Source organism: Sinomicrobium pectinilyticum, assembly GCF_003725735.1.
Lineage (GTDB): Bacteria > Bacteroidota > Bacteroidia > Flavobacteriales > Flavobacteriaceae > Sinomicrobium > Sinomicrobium pectinilyticum.
On sequence record NZ_RJTM01000057.1, the window covers coordinates 45,207 to 67,671 of the forward strand.

Genomic DNA, 22,465 nt, shown 5'->3' on the forward strand with positions numbered 1-22,465 from the left:
GGGAATTAGTCGTGAATAATCTCCTTGACAAACTCCACTTCTCCCGATTCCACATCGTAATAACATCCTGCAATGCCTATTTCACCGGCCTCGAACATTTCATTAAGTACGGGGCTTCGCTTGAGTATTTCGTCCATGGTATGAACCACATTATGGTGTGCAACGGCTTCCACGAATTCGGAGGAAGAAGCTTCTGCTCCGGGCTTTTCCCTGCTTACCTCGTCTATAGAATCCTGCATTTTGCTGAGCAATGCCGTAATGTTTCCCATCTTCACACCTTTGCAGGCGCTGGTTACCGCACCGCACTTACTGTGGCCCAGCACCACGATAAGTTTTGAACCGGCTACTTTACAGGAATATTCCATACTTCCCAGAATATCTTCATTTATAATATTTCCGGCTACCCTGGCGCTGAAAATATCGCCCAGGCCCTGATCGAATATCAGTTCGGCCGAAGTACGGCTGTCAATACAACTGAGGATTACCGCAAAGGGGAATTGCCCGTCTTTGGTGGCATTTACCTGCTCCAGTAAGTCGCGGTTCGCCCTGAGGTTTCGTATAAATCGTTGATTTCCTTCTTTCAAAAATTCCAAAGCCTTGGACGGAGTTACCGTGGCCTGAGTTTCTGCGGTATGTGCTTTCATATAGATATTTTTATGTGGTTTAAAAGTATCCCGTTTTATAGTGTTATTTATCATTGATCAGTTCGGAAATTACCTTTTTGTGCGATGTACTACCGTTTTTGCGGTAAGACATTACATTGTCATGCTCTACGGATACGTGGTTGGATATTTCCTCGTCATTGTCGAGCTGATAGGCGTCCTTAAAGCCCGTAAGGACAACTTCGATACCTTTTTCCGGGGCAGTCACGGTTTTGAATTCCTGGATGAGGTCCAGGATATCGTGTGCTATATAAACAGTATCGGAAGCATCGATCACTATTTTGGAATTTTCCGGCAGGTGGTTCAGCGTGAGCTTTATGGCCGCTTTGTTCAGGAAAGATACTTCCTGTGCGAGATCCATATGTATGATATCTCCGCTTTCATATTCTTCTTTGCGGAAGAAATATGCACGTTTGATATTCCCCCTGAGGATAAAGATCACACTGATGATCATTCCAAGAGCAACCCCTGTCAGGAGGTCGGTGAAAACCACGGCGCCGAAAGTGACCAGGAAAGGAATGAACTGGTATTTGCCTTTTGACCAGAAGTGCCTGAAAGTGGCCGGTTTGGCAAGTTTATATCCTATGATCAGAAGAACTGCTGCCAGTGTGGACAACGGTATCCTGTTAAGCAGGAATGGAATGGTAAGGACGCAGACCAGGAGAAGCATACCGTGAATTATCGCCGAAGCCTTACTTTTACTACCGGCATTGATGTTGGTGGAGGTCCTTACGATAACGGTAGTAAGGGGTAAACCGCCTATGAGACCGCACACCACGTTACCTATTCCCTGTGCTTTAAGTTCCCTGTTGGCACTGGCATAACGTTTTAAAGGGTCCAGGCGTACCGAAGCTTCCAGGTTAAGGAGCGACTCGATAGAGGCCACTATGGCAATGGTTATGGCTGCAACCCAGACATCCGGATTGGTTACGGAGGCAAAACGGGGAAGCGATATCATCCCCTGGAATTCTTCCGCAGTAGTGGGAACGGGAAGGTTAACCATGTAATTCTCCGTAATGGCCAGGGAACTGCCCGACAGCACAAACATTTCGTTGAGGAGGGTACCGGTAAGTACGGCTACCAGGGCTCCGGGAATCAGTTTCAGCCGCTTTAACGCCCCTATTTTATCCCAGGCTATAAGGATGCCGAGAGACACAAGGGCCACTATGATTACCCCGGGCCTTATATCCTGGAAAGAGGCGAAGAGATCGGTAAAAATAGCCAGGCCGGAACCGATTTCAACATCCGATCCGAGGGCTTTCGGTATTTGTTTCAGGAAAATAATAGCACCGATACCGGCCAGCATGCCTTCAATGACATTGGTAGGGAAATAATTGGAGATCGTCCCTGCCTGGATAAATCCGAGGACAAGCTGTATGAGCCCCGAAATGACCACTGCGGTAAGGAATATGTCAAAAGCCCCGAGGTCTGTTAAAGCCACCAGTACAATGGCGGTAAGTCCTGCCGCCGGCCCGGAAACACTTACGTGCGACTGGCTTAAGTAGCCTACGATGATACCACCTACAATACCCGATATAATACCTGAGAAAAGCGGTGCACCCGAAGCCATGGCTATTCCCAGGCACAACGGTAAAGCAACCAGAAAAACAACAAGACCTGATGCGAAATCCGACTTCAGATTTGCGAAAAATGGCGTTTTCTCTCTCATAAGAGTTAAGTTTTTTAAAATGAAAATGATAGATTCAGTGCCGGCAATATATTTTCCTGAGCACGTAGTGAAACCCTCCGGGCAACCAACCTGCGGAATACAGGAAGATGCCGGTTAAATGAAACGATTACGGATAGTGTCTAAAACAGCGCTTGTTGATAAACAACCAACGCTTACCTAGCCGGGAATAATAAAGGGTCGTAAGTAAAAAGATTATGTTATGCCACTTCGGGAGGCGGGCAGAACTTATTTACCAGGAAAGAATTGTGAAGAATCTCCCGGTAGCCTGTTGCAATACTTTCGTTAAAAGGAGATGAAAGACAAAAACAGGTTTCGTACATACTTTTAATAATACGGTCGTCGATGACTTTTACGGTCTCTTTGCTCTCTTCTTCCGTGGCGGAATAGAACATGGAAACATCGGCATTTTTCTGTATAATGGTTACTACTGCGGGAGTAATTATAAATATCCCGAAGAGTACCAGTAAAGAAATGGCAATGTTTTTATATGTCGATTTCCCGATTATCAATGATTATTTTTTTAACCTTATAGCTGCAAAAATAACAGGATTTTTTGAATGTAGTGTTAAGGAATATTTAAAACATTGGGTATTAAGGCTTTTTTAGGGAGTTGATAACTGTTGATGATGTTTTTTATGTTATTGATAATCAATAGTTTTAAATTTAAAGAGAGTCTCCCGGGGCATTTCTCCGGATATTTTGTTATAAAATTTCTTTTTTGATACCTTACGGGAAGCGCCGGCGGAATATCATCTCCGGGAAAAAGGGTGCATCTCTTCCCGGAATTTAAAACCGGATATCGTAAATTTGCCAAAAAGAAGTGCAAATGACCAGGGAACGTGTAGCCGTAAAAGCAATTTACTTCAGCTTATTCAGTAATGCTGCCCTGGCCGTTATAAAAGGGATTACCGGTATCCTGGGAAACTCGTATGCACTTATAGCGGATGCCATAGAATCCACGACAGATGTGTTTTCTTCTTTCCTGGTTTTGTTAGGGCTAAAGTATGCCACCAGGCCTGCGGACAAGAACCATCCGTACGGGCATGGCAAGGCAGAACCTTTACTGACTTTCGTGGTCGTAGGCTTCCTGATCATTTCTGCTGCGGTCATTGCCTACGAAAGTATAAAGAACATAAGAACACCGCACGAACAGCCCGAATCTTATACGCTTATCGTTTTGGGAGCGATCATTTTATGGAAGGAGATCTCTTATCGCGTGGTAATGCGGCGGAGTACGGAGACAGAAAGCAGTTCCCTGAGGGCGGATGCCTGGCATCACAGAAGTGATGCCATAACTTCTGTTGCCGCATTTATAGGAATAGCCGTAGCCCTGTTGCTGGGTGACGGATATGAGTCTGCCGACGACTGGGCTGCCCTTTTCGCTTCCGGTTTTATTATTTACAACAGTTACCTCATCTTCAGACCGGCACTCGGAGAAGTTATGGATGAACACCTGTATGAAGACCGTATAAAACGTGTTCGGGAGATCGCGAGACAGGTAAATGGTATTATAGCTACGGAGAAATGTTATATCCGAAAAACCGGAATGAAATTTCATATTGACTTACATGCTATAGTAGATGCGGAAATTACGGTGAAAGAAGGGCATAAACTGGCCCACGATCTTAAAGATGCTTTACAGGAGGAAATGCCCGATACGGAACATATACTTATCCATGTAGAACCTTTCGACGAGTACCTTACCTATAACGATACGCAGCACAGGCGCGGAAAGGACAGGACGGTCAGCGACCGCCGGGATTGATACCAGCTACTCCGGGGGAATGGCCGTTAAAGCTCTTTCACATCTTCCCGCGGCAACCACCCGGTTTTTCCGTCAGCCAGTTTTATGTGTTTCCAGTCGTCCAGGGTTTCCAGTATCTGTACTTTGGTACCGCTGTGTAATAAAAAAGCCTGTTCGCTCCTGGAATTAGGCTCCGATTTTACCTGCGATTCTTTCGCAAAAACGATAGCAAAATTGGTATTCGTGCTCTTGTGGAACTGGAAATACGCAATGTAAACGCTGCCTGTCAGGCAGGCAACAGCAGCAATGCTTGCTACAAAAAATATCCTCTTCTTAACAGATGAGCTGAGGTAGTAGTAACACAGAAAAAATATCGCCGTAAGAAAGGCGAGTGCAATAGCTATTCCGGCCCAGGTGTTGTAATGAAAATTTCCGGTCAGGTTGTTCCAGAACCTGGATAATCCCGTTTGCGGGAGGGGCTCAATGGCATCTATGGTCATGTTCCTTGCAAAAGCAAGATTGTTTTTGACATCCTGGTCATCAGGTGAGAGTTGCAACGCCTTTTCGTAGTAATAAATACTTTCCGGGATCCGGTTCAGTTTGTAATAAGAATTCCCGAGGTTGTAATATACTGCGGCGGAGTGCAGCCCACGATCCAGGATAGCCAGGTAATTTTTGCTGGCCTCTTCATATTTTCCGTCATTGTACAGGGAAGTCGCATTATCAAAAAGCGTTTCCGCCGAAGGGCTCTCCTGGGAGAATCCGGTGAAATGGAAGAGTAAGACTATGACTATGGTCGCGATTCTCATGTTGTACTTTCTTAGGTCATTTCGGGGTATTTCCGTATGAGTAACCCCTTGTTTTGTTTTAGATCTGCTTATCCATTTGGGAAATTACGGCAACGGCCTTGTCGTAATCCTGTTGCATGGTCACATCCGAAGCCGGGGTGTACCGGGCGAGTTCACAACTCTGGAGGAGACCGATAAAACCTTCCGTACTTTGCGGATCAACTTCTTTTTCCCGGAGCAGGGCTGTTATTTTTTCCTTACTGAATTCCGAGGTCTCGATATGTAACTTCGCTTTCAGGTAGTTGTGCAGGGCTTTTTCCAGCGCAATATAGAATTCCTCTTTTTTACCGAGTGCCTTGCGTGCCTCTGAGAGGTATTTCCTGGCCAGCCTGTTGGCTTTCCGTATTTTGTTGCCTTTTACATCCGCCGAGATTTTCTGTTTCTTTTTTATGATGAATATAGCCAGCGGGATACACAGGAACGGCAGCAGCAGCAAGGTATAGAACAATCCGGACCCAAAGAAATCACGGGTTTGTACGGATACCAGTGAAGGGGAAAGCTTGATGAACCTGAACTGGCTTCCTGCCGCAATAACACTTTGCTTGTTATTCCCGGATGATCCCGGACCGGAGGCGATAGCCTGCTGAGGGCCTTCGGTTACGTTTACGGTAGCCTGATCCGAACGGATGGTCTGGTAGGACGCCGTTGAAGGATCAAAGTAGGAGAAAGTGATATCCGGAATGGTATATACCCCCTTGAACTGCGGGACTACCGTGTAATTATCGGAGACCGATCCTGACATGCCGGAAAGGGAGGTAGATATGTTTTCCTTGAATTCCGGGTTGTATACTTCCATAGAACTCGGAAGTTCCATCCTGGGCAGGGAAAACAGCTTAAAATTACCTTTACCCTGTACTTCGACTTTTAACTGGAAAGATTCGGAAGCTTTTAAAGCACTCTTGGACGGCGTTACCTTAAAGCTGAATTTACCTACGGCACCGCTGAAATCTGCCGGTTTGCCCTGTTCGGGGAGTGGTTTGACATTGATGGTGCGGTTTCCGGCAGAAACCGTTTTGTGGGCCTGTGTGTAGAGGCGCCCGCCGAATATATCCCGCCTGTTGGTAGGGACGTCTACCGTTACATCGAGAGACAGCGGTTCCAGGCTGAGCTGGCCTGTTTTCTGCGGGTACAATACTACCTGTTTGAGGACCACATACCGATAAGGTTTGCCCTGGTAGGTGCCGTTCTTGACTTCAAAACGCTGTATGTCTATTTCCTGGCTCCAGAAATTATTATAGGTAGGGTTGTCCAGGGGGCGAAAGTCAGATACGTTAGTGTCCGGGCTTACATACAGTTTGTAAACCACGGTAATCGCCTCGTTGAGGTACGGACTTGCCTTGGACACCTCGGCAACCAGGTGCAGTTTGTCTTCTGCAATGGTTGAGGGGCTGTTCTCTTCGCCCGGGTTGTCCACGGCAGCGGTGACCTCGACTGTTACGGGCATGGTTTTATAGGTGTTACCGCTGATTTCGATCGTGGCCTGCTTGATCGTGAATTTTCCCCTGCCCACGGGGGCCAGAATATAAGAATACGTTTTGGAGAAACTGCGTTTGCCGTTTATCCAGGAGTGGCTTACGGATTGGTTAGGCCCCATGACAACCGTGAAACCTTCGAAATCGGGCGGGGTAAAGTTGTCCCCATCCTTGTTCATTTTAAAATCTACACGCAACCGTTCGTTAACTCCCAGTTTTTCCTTGCTGATGCTGGCTTCGAACTGAACTGTTTCTTCCTGCGCAAAACAAAGCGAAGTAAGTAACAGCAGTGCGGATAGTATATATATGTTTTTCTTTAGGGTCATAGTATTTTAAATGGCATTAATTTCCCGGGGTGGTTGTACCGCTCCGCGGAGATTACCAATCTTTTTCGGTGGATGTTTTTGCTCCTTTGGCCTTCTTGGCATTTATCTTGTCCTGTACCCGTTTTTCTTCTCTGCCCATGGCATCCAGAAGGGCCTGTATTTGTTGCGGCGACAGCTCGCTTTGTCCGGGTTGTGGTTCTCCCTGTCCTTCTTCGGGCTGACCGTTCTCATTCTGGTCATTTTTGTCTTTACCCTGTTCGTCATCTCCTTTGTCTCCCTGGTCCTTCTCATCCTCCGGCTCCTGCTGGCCATCATCTCCTTTATCTCCCTGGTCTTTCTGGTCCTGGTCCTTGTTGTTTTCGCCGTCTTTGTTCTGATCCTGTTTGTCCTGGTCCTGCTTGTCTTTGTTTTGGTCCTGGTCTTTGTTTTCCTTGTCGTTACTTTTGTCCTCGGGCGGGTTTTTTTCCAGCATTTCTTTCGCCAGGGCAAGGTTGTACCTGGTTTCTTCGTCCGCAGGATCATTACGGAGGGCTTCTTTATAAGCTTCTACCGCTTTCTGATACTCTTTGTTTTTCATAAACACGTTCCCCAGGTTGTGATAGGCTTTATGTTTTTCTTCAGGGGTGCCTGCGGTTTCCCCTGCCTGTTTGTAGCGTGTAAATGCTTCACCGAGATTTTCCCTGCGGTAATAGGCATTTCCCAGATTGTACCTGGCGGTGGCGTTTTCCGCGTTTTTGGCTATGGCTTTTCTGTAACTTACCTCGGCATCCTCAAAATCGTCCCGGGCGAGCTCCTGGTTGGCTTCATACGTAAGGTTTTCGGAGACCCGTGCCGTTTTTTCTGCTTCCTTATCTTTTTCCTTTTCCTGGGCATAAGTCAGGAAAAAAGACAGAAATAAGGTAACCGTAAGGTACATTCGCGTAGCCCTTGTATCGGGGCACGAACGCATGGTTCTGGCGATATGTGTGGAAAAAACAGTCATCTTTCGGTAATTTAAGCAATTAACAGGTTGAATTCAGTGTTATTTCTCATTCTTTTCGTTAAACAGGTTAAGCTTCCGTACCCAGGCGGTCTTTCTTTCCAGAAACAACAGGTCTAAAATTAAAAATAAAATAGCTGCCCCCAAAAACCACTGAAACTGACTCTTATAGTCGGCAAACTGTTTTGTTTCGTATTCTTTTTTGTCCATTTGCCCGAGATAATCCTTCATAAAGGAAACGACATCAGAGGTGTTTCTGCCGTCAATGTATTCACCGTTACTTTCTTCGGCCATTTCCTTGAGGGTATCTTCATTGAGTTTGGTAATTACCACTTCGCCCTGGCGGTCTTTTTTGTAGGTTTCGGTAATACCGTTCCGTTTTATGGGAATAGGGCCTCCTTTCGGGGTCCCTACACCTATGGTTACGATGCGAATCCCTTTTTGGGTGATCTCCTCGATGGCTTGCTCGATATTTTTTTCATGGTCTTCCCCGTCGGAAACGACAACCAGGATTTTATTGGTTTGCTCCTGGTCGTTAAAGTAGTCTTTGGCCATGGTAATGGCATCCCCGATGGCGGTCCCCTGTGAAGAAAGCATGTCTGTGTTCATTCCCTGGAGGAACATTTTGGCTGCTGCATAATCGGTTGTTATCGGCAACTGGGGAAAAGCTTCTCCGGCATATGCGATAATGCCTATACGATCGCCCGCCAGCTGATCAATGACCTCGGAAATAAGCCGTTTGGCTTTGTCCAGCCTGTTTGGCGTAATGTCTTCCGCGAGCATACTTTTCGACACATCCACGGCAAACACGATATCGACCCCCTCTCTCTTTACCGTTTCGAGTTTTGTGCCTATTTTCGGGTTTACCAGGGCAAATGCCATACAGGTAAAGGCAAGTAACAGGGTAATGAGCTTCAGCAGGGGCTTGAAGGTGGAAGTATCCGGGCTCAGTCTTTTTAACAGTGAGGTGTCGGCAAATTTCTTCTGCGTTCTTTTTTTCCATAATTGCATAAAAAGAAAGAGCACCACCACCACCGGGATTATGGCGAGCAGATAAAAATATATTTTTTCTTCCAGTACGTACATCCGTTGTGTTTATGGGTTATCATTCACGGTTATGGCAGTTCCGGGTTCCTTTGTACGGTTATCCAAACATCTTGCCAATTCGGTTCATAGGTTTGTCAAATTACACAAAACTTCTGAATACTGTATAACGCAGTAATAATTCGAGAAATAATAACGCTCCCGCAAGTAAAGCCAGCGGCCGGAATTTTTCATCGTAATTATAGTATTTGAACTCTTCTATTTCGGTGGTCTCCAGTTGGTTGATCTCTTCGTATATCTCTTCGAGCTTCCTGTTGTTGGTCGCCCGGAAATATTTGCCGCCGGTCTCTTTGGCGATGTCCTTCAATAATTTTTCGTCAATTTCCACTTTCTGCATGCCATAACGGAAAGAACCGTCGGGGTTGTATGCAACGGGGGTCATTGCCATACCATTGGTCCCCAGCCCTATGGTGTATGTCTTTATATGGTATTCCTTGGCCAGTTCTGTTGCAGTCAGGGGTTCTATTACCCCGGTATTGTTCACACCGTCGGTGAGCAGGATAATGACTTTGCTTTCCGCTTTACTGTCCTTGAGGCGGTTTACTGCGGTGGCCAGCCCCATACCTATGGCAGTGCCGTCTTTGAGGGTCTCGAAATCCAGTTGGTCCAGGGTGTTCAGCACCAGGGCCTTGTCGCTCGTAACAGGAATGGGAGTGTAGCTTTCCCCGGCATAGGCTACGAGACCTATCCGGTCGTTGGGCCTGTTTTTGATGAATTCGGCCACGACTTCCTTGAGAGCTATGAGGCGGTTGGGCCTCAGGTCTTTCGCCAGCATACTGGATGAAAAATCGAGTGCCATAACAATATCAATCCCCCGGGTGGTTTTGGTCCTGGAGGATATATCAAGGGTCTGCGGCCTGGCCATTGCAGTGATAAGAGCCGCAAGTGCAAGCAGACGCATGACAAAGAGTATCGGTTTCAGACGGGGCAGTATGGAGCCGCCTGCCTTAAAGCCTTTGACAGATGATATTTTCAGGGGAGCCGTTTCCTTTTTCCTCTTGAGCAAATACCATACGACAGCCAGAGGAAGCAATAAAAGCAACCAGAAGAATTGCGGATTGGCAAATTGAATGTTCTCCAGCATTTTTATTGGTTTTTAAAATCGATGGAATTTACGATCCTGTTCTCGATATCCTTGGCATAACGGTCGTCTTGTCTGTGGACAATAATAACCTGTTGGAATGCTCCTTTTTCGTTAAAATTCAATATTATATATTCTCCTTTTACGGTTTTTTCACTGCCGGGCAGGGTAATATCCATACTGCCGTGAACTTTAATCCCCTTTTTCCCGGATGGCGTGGTGAATTCGTCCTGCTTGACGATAATATTTTTAGCACCCTGCTGTTCCATGGTCTTTACAGAGCCCTGTATGGCATCTTCCATGTTAAATTCCACGCCTTCACGGAAGGTAGTTGCACTTGCGGAAACATGGAAATCGCCTATGAGTCCGCCATAGGTGAACGTCTGGTTGGTACTTATAATCTGTTTGAGGGCGTCGGGCAGTTTTACTTCGGTCCGTTTCAGCACTTTCGGGGTTTCCAGTACAATTGCGGGATAGCCGTATTCGCTGGTTATCCATTCACCGTGGAGCAGTTCGCGGGTCGGGTGGCCGAAAACCGTATCTTTTACCTGTGTAAAACCGTAATAGGCAACTGCGCCTCCGGCTGCTACGAACAACACGCAGGCTGCGGCAATGGCTATGGTGACTTTTCTTTTTTTACGGCGTTTTCGTTCCAGCTCGGCTATGTATTCTTCGCGTTGCAGTAATTCTTCTTCCGTAGGTTCCGGAATGGCTTCTTTGGTCCGTACGACTACGTTTTCTATAACTTTGCGATCCTCTTCGGCCGCATAGGTATCGGGTCTGGACCTTGCGAATTTCACCAGGTCTGCTTTTTGCAAGACGCTTTTAAAGTTGTCTATCGTATTTTTTTCCAGGTTCAGTCTTCCGGCCTGTTGCATCATTTCCAGTTTGGTCACCAGTTCTTCGGTAGTACTTTCCATAGCGGAAATATGGACCTCTTCTTCCAGGTAGGCCCGGACGATATTGGTGAGTTCGGAATAGTATTCTTTGTACTGGGACTGTATCAGGTAACGGGACTCTTCCAGTTTTTTCAGTCCGAGCAGGGCCCTGTCGAAAGGAGGAAGGAGCGCTTCTTTTTCTTCCCGGGTAAGTGGTTTTTTCCGAATGAAAAACCAGTAAACAAGTGCTCCCGCAACGGCCAGGATAATAATGGCCCAGATGATGTACCTCACCCACCCGGAATAATTCCTGGAAACTTCCGCCAGGGGCTTTATATCGTACATTTTCTGCGTAGTGGTGTCTACGGCAATATCGTTGACGGTGATTTGCAGGGAATCTGTATAGAAGTCCTTGTTGTTGACAATGACTTTTTGCCGGGGGAGGGTATAGTGCCCGGAATCGAACTGGGTAAGGGCGTATTTCCGTATGAGGTTTACCCTGTCTTTATTGCGAAAAGTATCTATGTCTGAAGCTTTCACCATTTCCAGCGGACGGAAAGTCTGTCCTTCGGGAAATACGACCAGTGCCGTACTGTCTGCATCTACTGAGATTTCAAAATGCAGTTGTTCGCCGATCCGCATTTGGGTGGAGTCAATTTCGGAAGCAACCCTCGGGTCATCCTGGGCAACGGAACGTATCGGTGCAAAGAAGAACAGTACGGCAAAAAGTGCCCCAGCTCCCTTACGAAGGAGGAAAAGTCTTTTTTTTATAGTGAAAAGATCTTTGATCATGAAACGTTCTTAATTTTTTGCTTTATGACAACATTGGTTTTTATGTCCTTCTTTTAAAATATCCCAGCAGCTTTTTTACATAGCTTTCGTCTACCCTGTTGTTCAGTACCCCGGCACCGTTCTTGGTAAAGGAATTCTGAAAATAATCTACCCGTTCTTTATGATAGGCCGTGTAGTTGTTCCGTACTTTTTTGGAGCCGGTATCTACGGCGACAAGTTCTCCGGTTTCCTCGTCCTCGGCCATAATAAGCCCGAGGTTCGGAAGATGTTCTTCATGCCTGTCATAAACCCGTATTCCGGTGATGTCGTGTTTTTTTCCCACGATCTTCAGGGTGTGATTGTAATCGTCGGCCATAAAGTCCGAGAGGACAAAAACGATAGCTTTTTTCTTCATGACGTTCGACAGGAATTTCAGGGCTTCGGCTATGTCGGTCTTTTTACTTTCGGATTCGAATTCCAGTAGTTCGCGTATAATGCGCAGTACGTGCGACTTTCCTTTTTTCGGGGGGATGTACAGTTCTATTTTATCCGAAAAGAGGATGAGCCCTATCTTATCGTTGTTCTGCAGGGCCGAAAAGGCGAGGGTGGCGGCTATTTCCGTAATGATTTCGTTTTTGAACTGTGCGGTGGTGCCGAAAAACTGGCTGCCGCTCACATCGGCTACGAGCATCATGGTGAGTTCCCGCTCTTCTTCAAATACTTTTACATACGGTTCGTTATACCGGGCGGTGACATTCCAGTCTATATTACGCACATCATCGCCGAACTGGTACTGACGCACTTCACTGAATGTCATACCTCTTCCTTTGAAGGTGGAATGGTATTCGCCTCCAAAGATGTGATCGGACAACCGGCGTGTCTTGATCTCTATTTTCCTGACTTTCTTAAGTAGTTCTTTGGTATCCATGCTGGCCCTTCCTGTTCCCTCCGGGGGAGGATTTTCCATGATCTAACTTAGGTGTTAGATGTGTTTGTCTGTTTCATCATTCCCTTTTTCAGAAAAACGTCCGTTCCGTGCAATGTGCAACCGGCGTTCTCTAGGGGACTTCTACTTCATTTACGATTTTATTGATGATATCCACAGAAGTGATGTTTTCTGCTTCGGCCTCGTAAGTAATACCTATCCTGTGGCGAAGGACATCGTGGACTACGGCCCTGACATCTTCGGGAATGACATAGCCCCGGCGCTTGATAAAGGCATAGCATTTGGCTGCGCTGGCCAGGTTGATACTTCCCCGGGGGGAAGCCCCGAAATTGATGAGAGGTTTTATGTCGGATAATTTATATTTTTCAGGATATCGTGTCGCGAAAATGATATCCAGAATATATTTTTCGATTTTTTCATCCATATACACTTCCCTTACGGCCTGCTGAGCGCGGAGTATCTGCTCCAGGGAAACCACAGGGTTAACATGTTCGAAAGCACCCTTCAGGTTGGCCCTGATAATCAGTTGTTCCTCGTCCAGTTTGGGATAGTCTATCACGGTTTTCAGCATAAACCGGTCTACCTGGGCTTCGGGAAGCGGGTAAGTACCTTCCTGTTCTACCGGGTTTTGAGTGGCCATAACCAGGAACGGTTTGTCCAGGATGAAAGTTTCGTCCCCGATGGTAACCTGTTTCTCCTGCATGGCTTCCAGAAGTGCGGACTGCACTTTGGCCGGAGCCCTGTTTATCTCATCCGCCAGAACGAAATTGGCAAAGATGGGGCCCTTTTTGATAGAAAAATCATTTTCTTTGATATTGTAGATCATGGTCCCGACCACATCGGCCGGAAGCAGGTCCGGAGTGAACTGTATCCTGCTGAAGCTGCCATGTACTGCCTTTGCAAGTGTGTTAATGGACAGGGTCTTTGCCAGTCCCGGAACTCCTTCCAGGAGAATGTGCCCCTGTGCCAGAAGCCCTATCAGCAGTCGTTCTACCATGTGCTTCTGTCCGACAATTACCTTATTCATCTCTAAGGTTAACAGATCGACAAAAGCGCTTTCTTTCTGTATTTTTTCATTGATAAGACCAATATCTGAAGTCCTGTTATCTTCCATCTATTAAATTTTTTCCGCCGTGAATATACTAAACCTAGCTATTACGATGCAAATTGAAAAATTAATTTAAAACCGGACAGTTAATTTATAGTTAAAAAATAAAATAGTATTCTATTAATAACGTAGTCTTTGCAAAAAATTATGATAAATTAACGGCGGTGAATAATTCTGAGGGGATTTTAGTAGAAAAATTTAAAGGAATAAGAATGGGAACCAGGGTAGGAGGAAATATTTGAAGGTGAATTATGTGTCTGTTTATCAGTTGTTTAATAGGTGGTGTGATGATGCGGAATAAAAACCGGGTTTATCCTGAAGGATAGCCTCAGGACCAACCCGGATTGTTTGCCGGTTACATGTTGAGGTCTACAGTACCGATATCCGATATTTCTCCTTTGGTAACCGTTACGTTTTCTACGCTTACCTCAGGTATGCCCGATTCCGGATCGGGTAATAAAGTTACCGTATAGGTGCCTTCCGGTACACCGTAAAGTGAAAATGAACCATCTGCATCGGTGTAAGCGGAAATAATTTCTCCTTCACTGGTCTCTACCGAAGCCAGTACCTGAAAATCTGCCGGAGATACTGTGCCGGTAATTATTCCGGATGAGACCTCGGTACTTACACGTATCACCGGTTTAAGAATAAACTTATCGGCAGCTCCGGTATTTACGATAGATTGTTCTACGTCAAAGTCGAGTACAAAATTGTAGGTGAAACCGGCTTCGAGAGTTTCATGTATGTTTAATTTTAAGCCCGATTGTTCGGCACTGGGGGTTGTGAGGGGAATTTCCGTTCCCTCAATAACAATAGTATTTTCATTTCCCAAAACCAGCCGCATTTGTTCTAATTTTCCTGATGGGATATCATTCTCAGCAAGGAGTGCATTGATCCCGCCGGTGAGTTCCAGCAGGTTATAGACCTTTGCTTCTACCGGGCCTATGCTCTCCCAGTTACCTTCTTCGTCACTGTCTTCCCGTTTGATCTGTACATCCTGTACATCAATATTAACGGCTTCATAGTCACCGGGAGCATCTGTCAGTTTAACCGAAACCCTGGCGGTTTGTTTGTTATCGTCATCGTCGTCGCTGCAGGAAGTGGCTAGCAGCAGGCCCGAAAACATGACAATTATTATGAACCTTAAATGTTTCATAGTATTCGGTATTTGTTAGTTAATAAAGAGATTCTGCACGGAGAATCTTTTGTAGAAACGGTTTAATTTTTAATATATTGTTCACGGATGCCTACGGAATAAAGTGTTACTTTTATGGACGGAAAAGGTGATTTGAACCGTAAAGTGATCCGGAGGGGCTCCCGGTTAGTGTAACGGAATGGCTGTGCTTGGTGTTTACCGTCTTTGCAGCCGTAAATGATGTGTGTTTTATGAAAGATAAAAAAGTAAAATTTTCCAGGATTATTGCGGGAACGAGGACCTGGGGAAGCTGGGGTAAAAAGCTATCCGTGGGAGAAATGGAAAAGCGCATACATCACTGCCTGGAAAACGGTATAACCACTTTTGATCATGCGGACATCTACGGCGGATATACGACAGAAGAAGAATTCGGGAAGGCTTATGCGAAAAGTAATATAGCACGGGAAGATATCCGGCTGATCTCCAAATGCGGTATTCAGTATGTACGTGAGAATCGGAATAACCGAATAAAGCATTGCAACTACACTGCCGATTATATCGTGGAGACTGTCGGGCAATCACTGCGGAACCTCCGTACGGACTACCTGGACCTGTTGCTGTTACACCATCCGAGTCCTTTGATGGATCCGGAAGAAATTGCTTTGGCCGTAGAGAAACTGTATTTTTCCGGTAAGATCAGAGATTTCGGGGTATCTAACTTCACCTCTTCACAGATGGAGCTCGTGCAATCTGTGGTGGAAGTGAATGTCAACCAGATCGAATTTTCCATCACCGGATTTGATGCCATACATAACGGCACCCTGGATTATATGATGGTCAAAGGCATACTCCCCATGGCCTGGAGCCCCCTGGGGAAAACATTCCGGGAAAAGACGGCGCAGACCGACAGGATACAGCAATTGCTGATGGACCTGATGGTGAAGTACCGGGTCTCGGCCGACCAGCTTTTACTGGCCTGGATATTAAAGCATCCGGCCGGTATACATCCGGTTATAGGGACGACTTCCCCGGAACGGATAACCAATGCCGTAAAAGCTCCGGGCATTGAAATGGAAACAGGGGACTGGTTTTTATTACTCGAAACCAGCCAGGGACACAAGGTGCCGTAAACAATAAAACAAAAACGGATTGACAACATTATAATGTTAGGAATACCATGAATGGGAAAAAAAATAATGAGGAAGAACAACCACAACTGACAGCTCTTATCACCGGGGCAACCAGCGGCATAGGAAGGGCTACGGCAAGGGCCTTTGCACAGGAGGGGATACGCCTGGTGCTTTGCGGCCGCAGACAGGACCGCCTGGAAAACCTGGAAATAGAATTATCCGGTCTCACCGCCGTACATACTCTGCAATTCGATGTGAGCAGGAGAGAAGAGGTATTCGACGCCATAGAAAGCCTTCCCGCGTCATTTTCGGAAATAGATATCCTAATAAACAATGCGGGAAATGCCCATGGGCTCGATCCTATCCAATCCGGTGATATGGACGACTGGGACGCTATGATAGACGGTAATGTAAAAGGCCTTTTGTATGTTTCCAGGGCTATAATGCCGCAAATGGTTAAACGGCAAAAAGGGCATATCATCAATATAGGGTCTATCGCAGCCAAAGAAGTATATCTCAACGGCAATGTGTACTGCGCCAGCAAACATGCGGTAGATGCCATAACACAGGGAATGCGGATGGATATGAACACAAGCGGAATAAGGGTCGGGGCCATACATCCGGGACTTGTGGAGACAGAATTCAGTAAGGTGAGGTTTAAAGGAGATGCGGAGAAGGCAGATACGGTCTATGAAGGATTTAAAGCCCTTCAGGCAGAAGATATAGCCGATATAATCCGGTTTGTGGTGACCAGGCCTTACCATGTGAATATTGCTGACCTGTTGGTGTTCCCCACAGCTCAGGCCGGCAGCAATCTGGTACATAAGATAAATACGTGAAAAAGAAAAAAAGCGGGGACAGGATTCTACAGCAATGTTTGAAGCGGATGTTCCCGGCAGTGTTACAAGACCACTATGATTAACAAACGCCTTTTAGTAAAAAACCTTTTGGCACATAACGATGAAAACAGCTTTTACGATAAAAAGCGTTTCCTCAATATCGGCGAAAGAGAAGGAAAGGCCAAATTTCTGAAGCATGTCTGTGCACTGGCAAACTCCAATCCCAATAATAACTCCTTTATCGTGGTGGGAGTAGAGGATGAAGATAATACCATAATCGGCACCGACTTCTTCGATGACAGCAAAATACAGAATCTCGTCAATGCCTACCTGGATAATCCCCCTCTTATTTCCTACGAAAATATTCCGTTCCCGCACCTGCCGGATGGTAAGGTCGTGGGACTGGTAACCATACGTTCCAACGGGAAGCTGTGTTCACTGCGCAGGAATATCTGGAAATACTATGGCGGGTCCGTTTTTTTCAGGGACGGGAGTATGAGTATGCCCAAAGTGTTTGATATAAAAATAAAGGACGTCAATTCTCAAGTGGTAGCCGGGATAGAGCAGCACGCCCGCAATAATATAGAACTTACTCTGGACGGGGTCATAGATTTTATAAACAATAAACACCGGAATCTGGAGTCGCATTACAAGGTGTTCAAGGAGCAATTTGTGGTGTGCTGGGCAGGGATAACCAAAAAAGTAAATGAGCCCGGGGAAAACGGAGCGGAGAAGGTGTATTACTCGAGGGTGGATATAGAACTTATTAACGAGCAGGTCCGGCTGTTTTACTCTGCATTGGATGAAGTGGAAATAAAAACGGATGATAATACCTTTTCCACGACCGAATATATACACCTGGGACTCAATCATCAGCGGAAATACTATCCGCTGGAGACCGTTACCATTACATTTAACGATAACGGGTCCTATAAGATGGACAGCACCCTTATTTTCGAACCTCCGCAGTACGACAAAAAATTGCTGCACCACGTTTACAATACCAATAATGTACTGCTGGAAAAAATAAAAAAGGGCATGTCTCTCAGTGCTGCCGAAAAAAAGGATGTGGAAAACCTTCCGGCAACTTACCTGATATGTGCCCTGAACGGATTTGAGGACGCCAGGGAGAAGCTGGAAAAATACCGTAAGATCATAAAAGAATACGATCGTAGTGTATACGCATCTCTTAAGGAATCGCTGAGGGTGCTGCGAAAAGTGAAGTACAGTTAGGCATTTTCCTCTTCCGGCCTCGGGCATGGAATTCCGGGAGGTGTTAACAGAACAGAATATATAAAAATGAGTAAGACATTTGTTATCGGGGATATTCATGGCGCTGTCAGGGCACTGGAACAGGTCCTCGGAAAAGTGGAAACAGGCAAGGACGATACCCTGATTTTTCTGGGGGATTATGTAGACGGATGGAGCGAATCACCGCAGGTTATAGATTTTCTTCTGGAGTTGGAGAAAGCCCGTAACTGCCTCTTTGTACAGGGGAATCATGACGATTTTTGCTATAAGTGGCTCCGGCATGGGGAGCGTAACAAGCAATGGCTCTACCACGGCGGGCAGGCAACCATAGATGCGTATCGCGGCGTGGGAGAAGCTACGAAAAAACGGCATATGGATTTTCTGGGCCGGCTGCATAACTATCATTTGGATGCCGAGAACAGGCTGTTCCTGCATGCGGGTTTCACAAACCTCCGGGGAGTGGAACACGAGTATTTTCCGGAAATGTTCTACTGGGACAGGACCCTGTGGGAAATGGCGCTGTCTCTCGATACTTCCCTGGAGAGAGAAGAATACAGGTATCCGGCGCGTTTATCGCATTATAACGAGATTTTTATAGGGCATACGCCGGTGACCCGGATAGGGGAAATGACCCCTGTAAATGCGGCAAATATATGGAACGTAGATACGGGGGCCGCCTTTAAAGGCCCGCTAACTGTTATGGATGTGGATACCAAGATGTTCTGGCAAAGCGATCCGGTGTGGGAATTATATCCGGGAGAGAACGGCAGAAATTAGAATTTCCGCTCTTTGAATTGACGGTTCAGCAATTTAAAATCTACTTTACCTCCGGTCATCTTCAGATGGTCTATGATAATGACCGACCTATGTATTTTTCGCTGCCCGTCTTTTACGGTATTGACAATATGCAGGAGGGTGCGTTTCTTTCCGGGGGTCAACGCCTCGAAAAAATGCTCTCCTTCGGCATCGGAATCCAGGACCGCACGGAATTCCTCATCCATGGGCATACCATAAGTGGAGGTGTCCGGTTCCAGTGCGAGTTGAATTTCTTCGTTGGGGTTCAGTCCGAGTTGCTTTAATTCCTTTTTATTTACCAGTATATAATACGAACCATCCCCTCTTGGCATGAGGGCGCAGTGTTTCTTCACTTTGCCGTTCATGGTGCACAATACCCTTTTATCCGGGGCTTTTCCGATTAATATTTCGGCAATGGCATCCGGTACGGGGGCGATAAGGGTCCATAAAGGGGAATCGAGCTTTACCAGGCTGGTGGAGAAGGTTTCCATAGATAAAAATTTGTACGGAAAGGTTATTCCTTTCCTGGTTATACAAACAGCGCTTTCAGTTCGGTAGCATCATTGGGTTTCATTTTCCCGGCCAGGACCAGGCTGAGTTGTTTGCGGCGTAAGGCTGCATCGAAACGTGATTTTTCCAGGTCGGTTTCCGGTTTCAGGGGCGGGACGGCAACGGGTCTCCCTGTTTCATCTACGGCTACAAAAGTATATATGGCTTCGTTGGCTTTTGTCCTGGAACCGCTTTCACGGTCCTCTATCCAGACGTCTATAAATACCTCCATGGAACTTTTAAAAGACCTTGACACCGCAGCGTCCACGGTAACCACACTGCCCAGGGGGACTGCCCGGTTAAAGGCCACATGGTTGACAGATGCGGTGACGACGATCCTTCTGGAGTGCCGTCGGGCGGCAATACTGGCGGCCCTGTCCATCCTTGCCAGTAATTCTCCCCCGAAGAGATTGTTCAGGGGGTTTGTTTCACTGGGCAGGACGAGGTCGGTCATGATAGTTCTGGATTCTCCGGGAGTTTTTGCTTGCATTACTGTGTAAGTGTATGAATTTTTGCAAATGTACAAAATTATACCTCGGTTAGGGAAGTGTACGTGGCTGTATCAGGGCAAACATATCCTGTAAGTAAAGGTGGAGCGTGACGAAAAGTTAAAGGGTTTTGGAGGATGAGGTTATAAAGCCGGAACCTTGCCTGTGGGTAATGACAGGCAGTAGTAAAACAGGCCTTTGACCTGACATGAAAAACCTGTGGTCTGGCAGTGGTTTGATTCCGTAAGAAACCTGGAAAAAAATTGTCTTACAGAAGTTTTTAAATGTTGCGGCAGTATTACCGGATTATAAATTAATTTTCCGAGATAAGGAGCCATGCTTCCGGGGCTTCCGTTTTGACCTTGTTCAGGAAATTAATAGCTTCCCTGGCGTCGGTATAACTTCCGAAAGCTACCTGGTGCAAGCCGTATCTTGTCGGGTCGAGACGTTCCGGGGTGTATCCTTTAGCCGAAAGTTCTTCCATTTTCTTCTCCGCGTTTTCTTCTACCCTGAATGCCCCTGCAACTACATAATAAAGAGGTTTTTTAGTGGCTTTCAGTGTAATGGAGGGCAGGTTCATGGGCGTGGTGTCGAAAAAAGTGGCCTGCTGTATGGTTCTTTGCAGTTCTTCCTGTGCTTCCTGTTCCGCCATTTGTATTTGCAACTGTTCTTTTTGTTGCTCCATTTTCAGGGACTGGTATCCGATGGTGCCGACAGAAACAGATAGTAGCAGAATGGCTGCGTATTTCAGATACGACCTTTTTCGGGCGCGTCTTTCCGGGGTGAACAGAATAGGCGTTTTCTCTTCCAGTGCCGCCACTTCCTTCTTGAGGGTTTCCCTGGTGACCTCCCGCGAACTTACGGACCCGAGGCCGAAAGCATCGGTCAGGTAATTGGTTTCGGTAAAGGGCTGGAATTGTATGCTCCCTTCCTTGTTCAGCCATAAGAGACCGATGTTCTTCAGTAGTAATTTTTCCTCCCGTTCCAGTGATTCTCTCCAGGAAAGCGCAATTTTCTTTACGTTTTTTGCCGTTTCATCGTATGAAAGCCCTTCTGTTCCGGAAATATGCTTTATCAGTAAACCGTCGTTGGAGACGAGCTGAGCATTAAACGAAATGGCTTTTGAAGGTGGAAAAAAAGTGTGATTGTGTATCCGCGCAGACCTGAACTGGGTTAAAAATGAACCGAACCCGGGAACGGTAACGCATGAATACCTGTATAATAGGTCGCTGATGTAGTGATCTAACTGCATAAAACAAAGATGGCGATTTTTTCCATGTTGTAAAAGAGGAGTAGTGAAAAATTTATTAACAGTTCCTGTTTATGAGTGCCCGGGTTGAGAGAATATTTTTATTTTTACAGGGTAAACCATCCTGTCCCGAAAAGAGTTCTCTTTTAAAAACACCTGATAACCAACCGTGTTATGACAGCATCCGAATTGCTTTATGTCCTGGCTTTGCAACATGCCCCGAAGATCGGGGACATCACCGCTAAAAAACTTATTGCCCATTGCGGAAGTGCCCGGGCTGTCTTTGAAGAACGGCAGGACCGCCTGCAAAAGATACACGGGGTGGGCGGATATCTGACAGAAAACCTCCGCAGGGCGGAAAACCTTCGCGCGGCGGAAGGAGAATTGCGCTTTATAGAGGATAACGGTATTGAGTGGTCGTATTTTGAGGATGAAAATTATCCGGGAGGATTGAAGCATTGTGTGGATGGCCCGGTATTGCTTTTTCGTTCCGGTCGTATGGATCTGAAAAAGAAAAAGATCATCAGTGTTGTCGGTACCAGGCGTATTACAACATATGGCAGGTATTTCTGTGAACGCCTTATTGCGGAACTGGCCCCCCTGGACCCGGTGGTCATCAGCGGATTTGCTTATGGTGTGGATATAACAGCTCAGAAGGCCGCAATGAAAAACGGTTTGCAAACCGTAGGTTGCCTGGCTCACGGTCTGAACCAGGTATATCCCAAAGCGCACAAGCAATACATAAATCAGGTGGAGGCTAACGGGGGTTTTGTAACCGACTTCTGGAGTAGTGATAAACCCGAAAGGGAGAACTTCCTGAGGCGTAACCGGATTATTGCCGGACTATCCGAAGCAACTATTGTTATAGAATCAGCCGAAAAAGGAGGGAGCCTGGTAACGGCAGATATAGCTCATTCCTACGACCGGGAAGTTTTTGCGGTACCGGGACGGACGGGAGACAGGTATAGTACAGGATGCAATAACCTGATCAAAAGACAGAAGGCGCATATGCTCACCTCCGCAGAAGACCTGATCTATATACTGGGCTGGCACAGGGAATTGCAGGGAGGCCCTGTCCGGAATGCGCCTGCAGGCGAAAACGGCAGGACATCACAGGTTATGCAGACCAGTCTTTTTGCGGCGCTGGACGATGCGGAAAAAAAGATCTATGGTTTTCTTTGTAAGAACGGCAGGGAGATGCTCGACAGTATTGCTTTGCAGTGTGAAATACCGGTGTATAAGGTATCATCGATCCTCTTGAATATGGAAATGAAGGGGGTAGTGAGACCTCTCCCGGGGAAATTATTTGAAGCGGTGGAATAAGATCGGAAATCAGGGGTTTTTGGCATTGGCTTCAAAAAACTATCCGAAGGGACATGCGGGTTGCGACTGATTTCTGCTGTCACCCCGTACTTCCACC

21 protein-coding genes are annotated in these 22,465 nt (G+C 46.4%); 6 read left to right on the forward strand and 15 right to left on the reverse strand.

Going from position 1 to position 22,465, the window contains the following annotated elements:
* Positions 1-5: 5 nt before the first annotated feature.
* The 3 genes from ED312_RS07930 to ED312_RS07940 form a co-directional block, all read right to left on the reverse strand.
* Positions 6-644, reverse strand: a complete 639-nt coding sequence (locus ED312_RS07930) for a carbonic anhydrase family protein (RefSeq protein WP_123215531.1) — start codon at positions 642-644, stop codon at positions 6-8.
* A gap of 43 nt (positions 645-687) precedes the next feature.
* Positions 688-2,331 (reverse strand): SulP family inorganic anion transporter, encoded by a 1,644-nt coding sequence (locus ED312_RS07935; RefSeq protein WP_123215469.1) that lies wholly within the window; start codon positions 2,329-2,331, stop codon positions 688-690.
* Between the two features lie 218 nt (positions 2,332-2,549).
* Positions 2,550-2,861 (reverse strand): hypothetical protein, encoded by a 312-nt coding sequence (locus tag ED312_RS07940; RefSeq protein WP_123215470.1) that lies wholly within the window; start codon positions 2,859-2,861, stop codon positions 2,550-2,552.
* Positions 2,862-3,178: 317 nt separating this feature from the next.
* Here ED312_RS07940 and ED312_RS07950 point away from each other — a divergent pair, with 317 nt between their 5' ends.
* Positions 3,179-4,117, forward strand: coding sequence for a cation diffusion facilitator family transporter (locus ED312_RS07950; protein WP_123215472.1), 939 nt, complete (start codon positions 3,179-3,181; stop codon positions 4,115-4,117).
* A 26-nt stretch (positions 4,118-4,143) separates the two neighbouring features.
* Here the strand turns inward: ED312_RS07950 and ED312_RS07955 are convergent, their stop codons facing one another.
* The 9 genes from ED312_RS07955 to ED312_RS07995 all read right to left on the reverse strand — a co-directional run bounded on the left by ED312_RS07955 (position 4,144) and on the right by ED312_RS07995 (position 14,765).
* The gene (locus ED312_RS07955) at positions 4,144-4,905 is read right to left on the reverse strand and encodes a tetratricopeptide repeat protein (protein ID WP_123215473.1); all 762 of its coding nucleotides are present in this window, start codon (positions 4,903-4,905) and stop codon (positions 4,144-4,146) included.
* Between the two features lie 58 nt (positions 4,906-4,963).
* A complete protein-coding gene (locus tag ED312_RS07960; RefSeq protein ID WP_123215474.1) occupies positions 4,964-6,742 on the reverse strand; it encodes a BatD family protein in 1,779 nt (592 codons plus the stop codon).
* A gap of 52 nt (positions 6,743-6,794) precedes the next feature.
* Positions 6,795-7,724 carry a tetratricopeptide repeat protein gene (locus ED312_RS07965; protein WP_240643059.1) on the reverse strand — a complete coding sequence of 310 codons (930 nt, stop codon included), beginning with the start codon at positions 7,722-7,724 and terminating at the stop codon, positions 6,795-6,797.
* Between the two features lie 39 nt (positions 7,725-7,763).
* Entirely contained in the window at positions 7,764-8,807 is a 1,044-nt protein-coding gene (locus ED312_RS07970; protein ID WP_123215475.1) for a VWA domain-containing protein, read from the reverse strand.
* A 100-nt stretch (positions 8,808-8,907) separates the two neighbouring features.
* Positions 8,908-9,909: a vWA domain-containing protein gene (locus tag ED312_RS07975; protein WP_123215476.1), complete on the reverse strand. Its 1,002-nt coding sequence runs from the start codon at positions 9,907-9,909 to the stop codon at positions 8,908-8,910.
* Positions 9,910-9,911: 2 nt separating this feature from the next.
* The gene (locus ED312_RS07980; protein WP_240643060.1) at positions 9,912-11,576 is read right to left on the reverse strand and encodes a hypothetical protein; all 1,665 of its coding nucleotides are present in this window, start codon (positions 11,574-11,576) and stop codon (positions 9,912-9,914) included.
* 40 nt (positions 11,577-11,616) lie between these two features.
* Positions 11,617-12,483 (reverse strand): DUF58 domain-containing protein, encoded by an 867-nt coding sequence (locus tag ED312_RS07985; RefSeq protein ID WP_123215534.1) that lies wholly within the window; start codon positions 12,481-12,483, stop codon positions 11,617-11,619.
* Positions 12,484-12,613: 130 nt separating this feature from the next.
* Positions 12,614-13,615, reverse strand: coding sequence for an AAA family ATPase (locus tag ED312_RS07990; RefSeq protein ID WP_123215477.1), 1,002 nt, complete (start codon positions 13,613-13,615; stop codon positions 12,614-12,616).
* A gap of 349 nt (positions 13,616-13,964) precedes the next feature.
* Positions 13,965-14,765, reverse strand: a complete 801-nt coding sequence (locus tag ED312_RS07995; RefSeq protein WP_123215478.1) for a DUF4382 domain-containing protein — start codon at positions 14,763-14,765, stop codon at positions 13,965-13,967.
* Positions 14,766-14,995: 230 nt separating this feature from the next.
* Here ED312_RS07995 and ED312_RS08000 point away from each other — a divergent pair, with 230 nt between their 5' ends.
* The 4 genes from ED312_RS08000 (at position 14,996) to ED312_RS08015 (ending at position 18,741) form a co-directional block, all read left to right on the forward strand.
* Positions 14,996-15,874, forward strand: a complete 879-nt coding sequence (locus tag ED312_RS08000) for an aldo/keto reductase (RefSeq protein WP_123215479.1) — start codon at positions 14,996-14,998, stop codon at positions 15,872-15,874.
* 47 nt (positions 15,875-15,921) lie between these two features.
* Positions 15,922-16,713, forward strand: coding sequence for an SDR family NAD(P)-dependent oxidoreductase (locus tag ED312_RS08005; protein ID WP_123215480.1), 792 nt, complete (start codon positions 15,922-15,924; stop codon positions 16,711-16,713).
* A 75-nt stretch (positions 16,714-16,788) separates the two neighbouring features.
* Entirely contained in the window at positions 16,789-17,946 is a 1,158-nt protein-coding gene (locus ED312_RS08010) for an ATP-binding protein (protein ID WP_123215481.1), read from the forward strand.
* Positions 17,947-18,012: 66 nt separating this feature from the next.
* Positions 18,013-18,741, forward strand: a complete 729-nt coding sequence (locus tag ED312_RS08015; protein ID WP_123215482.1) for a metallophosphoesterase — start codon at positions 18,013-18,015, stop codon at positions 18,739-18,741.
* Here the strand turns inward: ED312_RS08015 and ED312_RS08020 are convergent.
* The 3 genes from ED312_RS08020 to ED312_RS08035 form a co-directional block, all read right to left on the reverse strand.
* The gene (locus ED312_RS08020) at positions 18,738-19,250 is read right to left on the reverse strand and encodes a YdeI/OmpD-associated family protein (RefSeq protein ID WP_123215483.1); all 513 of its coding nucleotides are present in this window, start codon (positions 19,248-19,250) and stop codon (positions 18,738-18,740) included. The two genes, ED312_RS08015 and ED312_RS08020, sit on opposite strands and share 4 nt — an antisense overlap.
* A gap of 38 nt (positions 19,251-19,288) precedes the next feature.
* Positions 19,289-19,798, reverse strand: a complete 510-nt coding sequence (locus ED312_RS08025; RefSeq protein ID WP_123215484.1) for an acyl-CoA thioesterase — start codon at positions 19,796-19,798, stop codon at positions 19,289-19,291.
* Between the two features lie 311 nt (positions 19,799-20,109).
* Positions 20,110-21,048, reverse strand: a complete 939-nt coding sequence (locus ED312_RS08035; RefSeq protein WP_123215486.1) for an HU domain-containing protein — start codon at positions 21,046-21,048, stop codon at positions 20,110-20,112.
* Between the two features lie 171 nt (positions 21,049-21,219).
* Between ED312_RS08035 and dprA the strand changes: the two genes are divergently transcribed.
* Positions 21,220-22,368, forward strand: a complete 1,149-nt coding sequence (dprA, locus tag ED312_RS08040) for a DNA-processing protein DprA (RefSeq protein WP_123215487.1) — start codon at positions 21,220-21,222, stop codon at positions 22,366-22,368.
* Positions 22,369-22,465: the final 97 nt, after the last annotated feature.

Excerpts from the sequence above, each read along its gene's own strand:
- ED312_RS07970 (WP_123215475.1), bottom strand. The coding sequence starts at position 8,807 with ATGTACGTACTGGAAGAAAAAATATATTTTTATCTGCTCGCCATAATC.
- ED312_RS07990 (WP_123215477.1), bottom strand. The coding sequence starts at position 13,615 with ATGGAAGATAACAGGACTTCAGATATTGGTCTTATCAATGAAAAAATA.
- ED312_RS08035 (WP_123215486.1), bottom strand. The coding sequence starts at position 21,048 with ATGCAGTTAGATCACTACATCAGCGACCTATTATACAGGTATTCATGC.
- ED312_RS08010 (WP_123215481.1), top strand. The coding sequence starts at position 16,789 with ATGATTAACAAACGCCTTTTAGTAAAAAACCTTTTGGCACATAACGAT.
- ED312_RS08020 (WP_123215483.1), bottom strand. The coding sequence starts at position 19,250 with ATGGAAACCTTCTCCACCAGCCTGGTAAAGCTCGATTCCCCTTTATGG.
- ED312_RS08005 (WP_123215480.1), top strand. The coding sequence starts at position 15,922 with ATGAATGGGAAAAAAAATAATGAGGAAGAACAACCACAACTGACAGCT.
- ED312_RS07995 (WP_123215478.1), bottom strand. The coding sequence starts at position 14,765 with ATGAAACATTTAAGGTTCATAATAATTGTCATGTTTTCGGGCCTGCTG.
- ED312_RS07935 (WP_123215469.1), bottom strand. The coding sequence starts at position 2,331 with ATGAGAGAGAAAACGCCATTTTTCGCAAATCTGAAGTCGGATTTCGCA.
- ED312_RS08025 (WP_123215484.1), bottom strand. The coding sequence starts at position 19,798 with ATGCAAGCAAAAACTCCCGGAGAATCCAGAACTATCATGACCGACCTC.
- ED312_RS08000 (WP_123215479.1), top strand. The coding sequence starts at position 14,996 with ATGAAAGATAAAAAAGTAAAATTTTCCAGGATTATTGCGGGAACGAGG.
- dprA (WP_123215487.1), top strand. The coding sequence starts at position 21,220 with ATGACAGCATCCGAATTGCTTTATGTCCTGGCTTTGCAACATGCCCCG.
- ED312_RS07985 (WP_123215534.1), bottom strand. The coding sequence starts at position 12,483 with ATGGATACCAAAGAACTACTTAAGAAAGTCAGGAAAATAGAGATCAAG.
- ED312_RS07965 (WP_240643059.1), bottom strand. The coding sequence starts at position 7,724 with ATGACTGTTTTTTCCACACATATCGCCAGAACCATGCGTTCGTGCCCC.
- ED312_RS07930 (WP_123215531.1), bottom strand. The coding sequence starts at position 644 with ATGAAAGCACATACCGCAGAAACTCAGGCCACGGTAACTCCGTCCAAG.
- ED312_RS07975 (WP_123215476.1), bottom strand. The coding sequence starts at position 9,909 with ATGCTGGAGAACATTCAATTTGCCAATCCGCAATTCTTCTGGTTGCTT.
- ED312_RS07960 (WP_123215474.1), bottom strand. The coding sequence starts at position 6,742 with ATGACCCTAAAGAAAAACATATATATACTATCCGCACTGCTGTTACTT.
- ED312_RS08015 (WP_123215482.1), top strand. The coding sequence starts at position 18,013 with ATGAGTAAGACATTTGTTATCGGGGATATTCATGGCGCTGTCAGGGCA.
- ED312_RS07980 (WP_240643060.1), bottom strand. The coding sequence starts at position 11,576 with ATGATCAAAGATCTTTTCACTATAAAAAAAAGACTTTTCCTCCTTCGT.
- ED312_RS07950 (WP_123215472.1), top strand. The coding sequence starts at position 3,179 with ATGACCAGGGAACGTGTAGCCGTAAAAGCAATTTACTTCAGCTTATTC.
- ED312_RS07955 (WP_123215473.1), bottom strand. The coding sequence starts at position 4,905 with ATGAGAATCGCGACCATAGTCATAGTCTTACTCTTCCATTTCACCGGA.